The organism is Dietzia sp. DQ12-76, assembly GCF_014145045.1.
Lineage (GTDB): Bacteria > Actinomycetota > Actinomycetes > Mycobacteriales > Mycobacteriaceae > Dietzia.
Genome location: NZ_JAALDV010000331.1, coordinates 1 through 5,860, shown reverse-complemented (window position 1 = coordinate 5,860; position 5,860 = coordinate 1). Strand labels below are relative to the sequence as shown.

The 5,860-nt window shown below is 70.9% G+C and carries 8 protein-coding genes; 5 read left to right on the top strand and 3 right to left on the bottom strand.

The window, feature by feature from the left end; translation table 11 throughout:
- Positions 1–171: 171 nt before the first annotated feature.
- The 3 genes from G6019_RS11590 to G6019_RS11580 all read left to right on the top strand — a co-directional run bounded on the left by G6019_RS11590 (position 172) and on the right by G6019_RS11580 (position 2,473).
- The gene (locus G6019_RS11590; protein ID WP_182612802.1) at positions 172–666 is read left to right on the top strand and encodes a nuclear transport factor 2 family protein; all 495 of its coding nucleotides are present in this window, start codon (positions 172–174) and stop codon (positions 664–666) included.
- Positions 667–731: 65 nt separating this feature from the next.
- Complete coding sequence (locus G6019_RS11585) at positions 732–1,577, top strand: SDR family NAD(P)-dependent oxidoreductase (protein ID WP_194305667.1); 846 nt, start codon at positions 732–734, stop codon at positions 1,575–1,577.
- A gap of 179 nt (positions 1,578–1,756) precedes the next feature.
- Positions 1,757–2,473, top strand: a complete 717-nt coding sequence (locus G6019_RS11580) for a TetR/AcrR family transcriptional regulator (protein WP_107757177.1) — start codon at positions 1,757–1,759, stop codon at positions 2,471–2,473.
- A gap of 42 nt (positions 2,474–2,515) precedes the next feature.
- On the opposite strand, the gene G6019_RS11575 is transcribed toward G6019_RS11580, so the two are convergent.
- From G6019_RS11575 to G6019_RS17625, 3 genes are read right to left on the bottom strand one after another with little or no spacing between them, the layout of a single operon-like run.
- Entirely contained in the window at positions 2,516–3,709 is a 1,194-nt protein-coding gene (locus G6019_RS11575; protein ID WP_182612803.1) for an FAD-dependent oxidoreductase, read from the bottom strand.
- A 3-nt stretch (positions 3,710–3,712) separates the two neighbouring features.
- Positions 3,713–3,976, bottom strand: a complete 264-nt coding sequence (locus G6019_RS11570; RefSeq protein WP_107757175.1) for a hypothetical protein — start codon at positions 3,974–3,976, stop codon at positions 3,713–3,715.
- 32 nt (positions 3,977–4,008) lie between these two features.
- The gene (locus G6019_RS17625; RefSeq protein WP_255458022.1) at positions 4,009–4,140 is read right to left on the bottom strand and encodes a hypothetical protein; all 132 of its coding nucleotides are present in this window, start codon (positions 4,138–4,140) and stop codon (positions 4,009–4,011) included.
- A gap of 103 nt (positions 4,141–4,243) precedes the next feature.
- Between G6019_RS17625 and G6019_RS11565 the strand changes: the two genes are divergently transcribed.
- Together G6019_RS11565 and G6019_RS11560 are read left to right on the top strand one after the other, a co-directional pair.
- Positions 4,244–4,711, top strand: coding sequence for an SRPBCC family protein (locus tag G6019_RS11565; protein WP_182612804.1), 468 nt, complete (start codon positions 4,244–4,246; stop codon positions 4,709–4,711).
- 96 nt (positions 4,712–4,807) lie between these two features.
- Positions 4,808–5,860, top strand: a 1,053-nt coding sequence (locus G6019_RS11560) for an alpha/beta hydrolase (protein WP_182627638.1), incomplete at its 3' end; no start/stop codon positions are given.

The following is a 5,860-nucleotide window of genomic DNA, read 5'->3' as shown; positions in this document are numbered from 1 at the left end:
CGGGGCGCCGTGCCCGCGGGCGGTCGCGGGGTCGGGCGGGAGCGGGCCGGGGTGGCCGTCCTCGTCGTCGTCGGACCGGTTCTCGCTTTCCATCCCCGAACTGTACACAACTGACTACAGTCGGCTTGACGGGTGTGGACTGACGCGCCCCCCTCGCGAGAAAGGCCCACGATGACCACCACCGACCGCCGCGACGACATCGACGCGATCAAGGCCCTGAAATACCGCTACCTGCGCTGTGTGGACCTGCGGCTGTGGGACGAGCTCGCGGAGACGCTCGCGCCCGAGGTCTCGGCGTCCTACGGTAGGCGCCTGTCCTACACCGGCCGCGACGAGGTGGTGGCCGGGCTGCGGGAGCAGATGACCGACGACGTGATCACCGAGCACCAGGCCCACCACCCGGAGATCGAGGTGGACGGCGACACCGCCACCGCTCGCTGGTACCTGCAGGACCGGGTGATCGTCCCCGCCTTCGACACGATGATCATCGGGGGCGCCTTCTACTCCGACACCTACGCACGCCACGACGGTCGGTGGGTCATCACCAGCACCGGTTACTCGCGTACGTACGAGGCGATGATCGACCTCAAGGACATCCCGAGCTTCACGCTCACCGACAACCACCTCGCCCCCGCCGACGGCGGTGAGGGCGCCGGGCGAGGGTGATCTCCCTCGTTGCCGAACGCCGGCCCGACTCGCACGCACCCCCGCACCGACCCCCGGAGGACCCCATGACCGACACCACAGCGCAGCCCGACACGACAACGCAGCACGACACCACAGCGCAGCCCGCCGGGAACCCCGGCACCACACGCGAGGACCGACTTGCCGGAAAGGTCGCCATCGTCACCGGCGGCGGGCAGGGGGTCGGGGAGGGCATCGCACTCGGTCTCGCCGAATCCGGCGCCGCGCTCCTGCTGGTCGGGCGCCGGATGCGCAAGCTCGAGCGGGTCGCCGAGATCATCCGCTCGAACGGGGGCACCGCCGAGTGCCTGGCCGTCGACATCATCACCGACGGAGCCCCCGAGGCGATCATCGCGACCGCGGTGGAGAAGCTCGGCGGGGTCGACATACTGGTCAACAACGCCAACATGGCCATGCCGCTGCCGCTGTCGGACTACCCGGACGACGAGTTCCGCAAGGCCTTCGAGGGCGGGCCCCGCGTGACGTTCAGCCTGATGAAGCTGGCCCGGCCCGAGATGGCCAAGCGCGGAGGCGGCACGATCATCAACCTCGTGACCGCCGCCGCCGTCCGGTGGGACGCCGCGAACTACGGCATCTACTCCGCGGTCAAGGAGGCCATCCGCGCACTGACCCGCGCGGCCGCCTACGAGTGGGCCTCCGAGGGCACCCGCGCTCTCAACATCGCGCCGCATGCGCACAGTCCCGGGTTGGACTGGTGGATGGAGAACAACCCCGAGGAGGCCCGGGAGTTCGTCTCGAGCATCCCCGCCGGCCGCGTCGGCGATCCGCTGAGTGACATCGGTCGCCCCGTGGCCTGGCTGTGCTCGGCCGAGGCCTCGTACCTCAGTGGAGCGACCATCCCCCTGGACGGAGGGCAGTCCCGCTGGGGCTGACCTCGCACACCCACCCGGGACGAGCGATCCCCGACCGCAGTCGACATGGGGCACCATGAGCAGCGCCGGTCCCCCGAGTCCAGTGGCACCCCACTGTCGTCGGAATCCCGCCGGCCGTACCAGTCCTGACGGTGCTCAGCCCCGAGTAGCTGAGGCTGCAGGTCGGAAGTGGAGTCCCGGTGCAGCACGGATCCGATGATCGCACTGCCGAACCGAGCGCAGCCGACGCGGTGACACCCTCCGGGCGGGCCGATCGCACCGTGGAGGCCGGGAAGGCCAGGGGCGCCAAGACGGTGATGATCGAGATCGCCGAGAAGATGATCAGCGAGCGAGGCCTGGACGACGTCTCGATGCGCGACGTCGCGACGGCGGCCGGCCAACGCAACAACTCGGCGGTCCAGTATCACTTCGGTAGCCGCGACGGCTTGATCCTGCAGGTGCTGCGGCGGCGCATCGTCGCCCTCGACGCCGACCGCAGGCGGCGCCTGGCCGCGGCCGACGAACAGGGCCTGGGTGAGGACCTGCACACCCTCGTCGGGGTTCTCTTCGGCCCCATCGTCGACCTCCTGCGTTCCCACCCCGAGGCCACGCACTACGCGCGGTTCCTGCAGAGGGTCGGCCCGGTCATGGCTCCCGGTATCCCGGAGGCGGATCTGCGGACGGCGGCCGACGACGTGGTGGTGCGGCTCATCGACGTGCTGTCCCACCTGCCGCGGCGGGTGGCGTTCGAACGCATCGACCTGGCCACCCAGATGTTCACCGGCGCGTTGGCGGTCTTCGAGGACCGCCGAGATGCCCGCAACACCGTGGTCAACGACCGGTTCGAGGTGGTGGTGGCGCACCTGTACGACATGATCGAGGCCGCCCTGCGCGCCGGTGTCGGGTCGCGCGATTGAGCGGTCCGCGGACCGTCCCCGATCCGTCGTCGGACCCCGTTCTCAGACCCGTCCGCGCAGCAGCTTCCGGAAGTAGAGGACCGGCTGGAGATAGCGGTCGAACGCGTACGTCGAGCGCCTGGGGACCGTCAGGTCGATCCCGGGGATCTCGGGCGCCGGCCGTCCGTCCCGGTCGTGCTCGGCCAGCATGAGGCGGTCCCGGCCCACGGCGATGGGGATGATCGTGTAGCCGTCGTACCGCGACCCCGGGCCACCGTCCCGGGCCGCGCGGAGGTTGTCGGCGACCACCGCCACCTGGGGACGTAAGGCCCCGCCGGACGGGCGGGTGCCGGCGGCGGCGGCGTCGCCCAGGCCCCAGACCGAGTCGGCGCGGGCGTGGCTCAAGCGCTGTGGATCCACCTCGACGAGCCCGGCCTCGCCCCCGTCGGACAACCCGGCCCGGGTGATGAACTCCGGTGCCCGGCTCAGCGGCGTGACATAGGCGAGGTCGACGTGCTCGATCGTCGTGGACACGGCACCGGTCAGGGTGACGGTGCGCGCGTGGTGGTCGACGGCGGCGACGTCGGAGCGCTCGTGGACGGTGATGCCGTACTCCCGGATCAGTGGGAGCAGGTGCGAGTCGCACGGTTCGAGTCCGAGCAGACCTCCGAACGGGGTGACCAGGTGCACCTCGATCCGGTCGAGCACCTTCTCGCGTCGCCACCGGTCGCACGCGAGGAACATGGCCTTGAGCACGGTGCCCCCGCAGGAGGCGGGTTCCGGCGGTACCGAGAACACCACGGACCCCTCGCGGAGGCGGACCAGCGCCGCACACGCGCGACCGGCGTACTCGGGCACGTGGGCGGACGCCGCCCACCCGGCGACGTACGCCTTGTCCAGTCCGGGGATCGCGTCCCACCGGGGGGTCAGGCCGGGGCAGACGACCAGGTTCTCGTAGTTCACCGTGGGGCCCTGCTCGCGCGGACCGAGGGTCACGGTCCGGGCATCGGTGTCCACCCGCCCGGCGGGGTGGGGCAGGAGCTGCACGCCGGAGGGGACGACGCTCGTCATCGCCCGTTCGTACCGCCTCATCTGGGCCAGGCCGGCGGCGGCGTAGTTGAGCATCGGCCTGTACCGGTGGACGGGGGCCGGGTCGACGATCGCGATGTCCTCCCGGCCGTCCCGGCGCAGGCGCGCGGCCAGGGAGATCCCGGCGTTGCCCGCTCCGATGATCACGGTGTCGAACGCGGCGGACACGGGTCAGACCGTCACTGCGTAACCCACGAGCCCGACCACCAGAAGGAGGACGATGGCGACGATGACGATGATCGGGATGTACGCCCCCTTCTTGGACGGGGACGGGGTGGGGCTCTGCTGCTCCATCGGCCCCTGCTTCTCGGTCGCGCTGTCGGACTGCATCGACGTCGAATCGGAGTCCGGGGTCTGCGGGCCGTCGGGCGAGCCGCCGCTGTCGAGATCGGGGGTCTGGCCGGGGTCGGGGTCGGAGGGCCGTGCGTGGGTCATGAGGCGCCTTTCGTAGCGGTGGGTCCACCACGCTATGGCGTCACCCGGACACCCTCCACCGGTCGGGCCGCGCCCACGCCGACGCGGGCGCCACCGGGGAGAGGGACGTGTGTCCCGAAGTAGTGCCCGGCACGGGAGACGATGCCGTACTGGGCCGGGTTCATGGCGGGACCCGAGCGTACGGTGGTCGGCAGACGGGCCCGCCGACCCGAGTCGTGTCGTGGTCCGACTCGTCATCGACGTCTCCCCGAGAGGACCGGCCCACCCATGACCTCCATCACCACCGTCGACCGCGGCCCCCGCGTCGTCGCCCGGCGCGTCATCGTCAACGCCCCCGCCGATGAGCTGTTCGGCCTGGTCAACGATCCCGCGAAGCACGGGCTCGTTGACGGGTCTGGGACCGTCCGCGACAACGTCACGGGCCCGGCCGCCCTGTCCGAGGGCGCGACGTTCACCACGAAGATGCGGATGTACGGGGTCCCGTACCGCATCACCTCCACCGTCACCGAACACATCGACACCCCGGAGCTCAAGGTCGTCGAGTGGGCGCATCCCGCCGGACACCGCTGGAGGTGGGAGTTCACCCCGACCGCGGACGGGCGGACCGAGGTCACCGAGAGCTTCGACAACCGTCCGTCGAAGATCGGCAGGATCATGGAGCGCGTCGGGATGGCGCGGAAGAACGCCGAGGGGATCACCCGGACGCTCTCGGGACTGGCGGCGAAATACGATTAGGCCGGCTGACGATCCACGGGAAGTACTGGACGTGCGTCCAAGTTGGGTTTACGCTGGTCGCACCCCACGTTCGACCCCGCAGAATCGAGTGCCTCCATGACCACTGCACACAGGCCCCTCGCGGAACGCGTTCTGCGCCGCGTCATCCGGGCCATCGGAGCGGCGCCCGCCCCGGTCCAGCGACTGATCGCCGGACCTCCCATCCGGGTCGACGGGCAGGAACTCGGGCTCGAAGCCCAGGTGGGCACGCGGCTGTTGAACCTCGGTGTGTCGGAGACGTTCGACCAGCTCCCGCTGGAACAGGGGAGGCAGCAGATCGCGGGAGAAGCCTTCGTCTTCGGTCACCAGACCCCCGTCGAGACCGTCCGTTCGCTCACCATCCCCGGTCCCCACGGCCCGATCCCCGCCCGCCTGTACCGGCCCGCGGGGATCGAGGGGCCGAGCGCCGCCCTGGTCTATCTCCACGGAGGCGGGTGGGTCCTGGGCGACCTCGACTCGGGCGACTCGGTGGCCCGATTCCTCGCCGCCCACACGCCGCTGACCGTCATCTCGATCGACTACCGGCTCGCACCCGAGCATCCGTTCCCCGGAGGCCTGGAGGACGTCCTCGCGGCGTTCGGGCACATCGTCGCTCATGCCGAGGAGTACGACCTCGACCCGCGGGCCATCGCGATCGGCGGCGAGAGCGCCGGCGGGAACCTCGCCGCGGTGGTCTCGCTGCACCGGGCTCCCGGGTGGACCCCGCCGGCGATGCAGGTGCTGTTCAACCCGGTGACGGACCTGTCCACCAAGCACCGGTCCTACGAGCTGTTCGGTCGCGGGTTCTTCCTCACCGAGGCCCAGATGGACTGGTACAAGTCGCACTACCTCACCGAGCCCGAGCAGGCCCTGGACCCCCGCGTCTCGCCCCTGCTCGCCGACGAGCTCGGCCACGCGCCGCCGGCCTATGTCGTGGTGGCCGGATTCGACGTGCTCCGCGACGAGGGCGAACGCTATGCGGCCGCCCTGTCCGAGGCGGGCGTCGACGTGACCCTCCGTCGTCACAGCGGCCACGTGCACGGCCTGATCAACGCCACGGGTGTGGGCCACGCCGCCCGGGACGCGCTGCTCGAAGCGGTGGGCGTCCTCCACACCCGACTGGTCGCGCCA